This is a genomic window from Streptomyces sp. NPDC002055, from assembly GCF_040296705.1.
Classification (GTDB): domain Bacteria; phylum Actinomycetota; class Actinomycetes; order Streptomycetales; family Streptomycetaceae; genus Streptomyces.
The window spans coordinates 1-1,266 of record NZ_JBEOXS010000156.1 but is presented as its reverse complement, the minus strand read 5'-3'; the positions used below and the strand labels follow the sequence as shown (position 1 = coordinate 1,266).

The following is a 1,266-nucleotide window of genomic DNA, read 5'->3' as shown; positions in this document are numbered from 1 at the left end:
TAGTGGATAAAATCATTCATTTATTTAATAAATATCTTGGCACACAACTCAAAATCAGAAATGAAAAGCGGGTATTACCTTATATCTCTAAAAAGCGTGTTATGGAAGACTTAGATATATCAGACGGCACACTTGATAATTGGGAAAAGTACGGATTGAATCGCTATAAACCAAGATACAAAACTTCACTTATTTACTATTTGATTGATGATATATGCAAGTTCATCATCATAGATACTTAGCAACTTGTCAGGCAAGGCAAATTTTATTAAAAGGATTGAGAAAATGACAAATATTATTAGAGCTTGTTCTTATGTAGCTGGCGTTGATAGCTTAGGTATGCGAAGTTTACAAGTCTATCACACGGAACTGACAGATAAGCAGATTGGGAAATTAGACCCATTGAACGCCAATACAGGCACCGTTGATTATTCTTTTAAAGTTCGTAAATATAAGCACGGTGTCCGATTTGAGGGCGAAAAAGAGGGCGGAGAAATCAGTCTCTTTGATGAGGTGGATAAATGATAGAACACTACCAAGGCTACACGGCTATAAAACGGCACGGACGGAATAGTTTTAGACCGATAGGCAAACACCCGTTTAAGATAATTGACAACGCACGAGCGGTTAAATATGACTTAATACAGCAGTTTGAAGCTAGCACAAGCATAAACTTACCTAGTGGAGTGAAAAGCAACTTATGCACTCAAGTAAGCCCAGTTTTGGGCAAGCAACTGGCTATCATGAAATTACAGATAAAGGAAACTAAACCATGAAAATTACTATTGATGTCCTTGAAAATGAAAGCAATAAGGACAATTTAGAGTATCTTATCAGCGATACAAGCAACGAAGCTATGACTGTTTTAATGTTTACCTTGATTGGCGAAGCTAGACAGAGAGCAAGCTATGAGCAATTTTTAGAAACGATTACTAGAATTTGGGGGTATCTCAATGAAGATAACTGACTTACAGACGTTAGACCAAAATATTATTAAATTTCTTGCCGAACACAGAGGAATTGACCGAGCTGTCAAAGGCAAGATTTTAGCACAAGCCCTTGATATTGATTTTAGAACGCTTCAGAGCAGAATTGAGTACCTCCATAAGCAGGGTTGCGCCATTGGTTCGATTGATAACGGCTATTTTATTCCAACTAACGAAGACGAGCGCAGAGCCGGAATTATCAAGAAACAACGCACAGGCATAGCGATTAATAATGCGGTCAATGGCTATACCCTTGCAGAACTTGATTGGATTGACCAAC

The 1,266-nt window shown here is 37.8% G+C and carries 4 protein-coding genes; all 4 read left to right on the top strand.

Going from position 1 to position 1,266, the window contains the following annotated elements; translation table 11 throughout:
* Positions 1 to 242, top strand: a 242-nt coding sequence (locus ABT112_RS35255) for a hypothetical protein (RefSeq protein ID WP_351515839.1), incomplete at its 5' end; no start/stop codon positions are given.
* Positions 243 to 285: 43 nt separating this feature from the next.
* Entirely contained in the window at positions 286 to 525 is a 240-nt protein-coding gene (locus ABT112_RS35250) for a hypothetical protein (protein ID WP_351515838.1), read from the top strand.
* Positions 526 to 772: 247 nt separating this feature from the next.
* A complete protein-coding gene (locus ABT112_RS35245) occupies positions 773 to 967 on the top strand; it encodes a hypothetical protein (protein ID WP_010905048.1) in 195 nt (64 codons plus the stop codon).
* Positions 954 to 1,266: hypothetical protein (locus ABT112_RS35240; RefSeq protein ID WP_351515837.1), on the top strand; the 313-nt coding region annotated here is incomplete at its 3' end. The genes ABT112_RS35245 and ABT112_RS35240, both read left to right, overlap by 14 nt.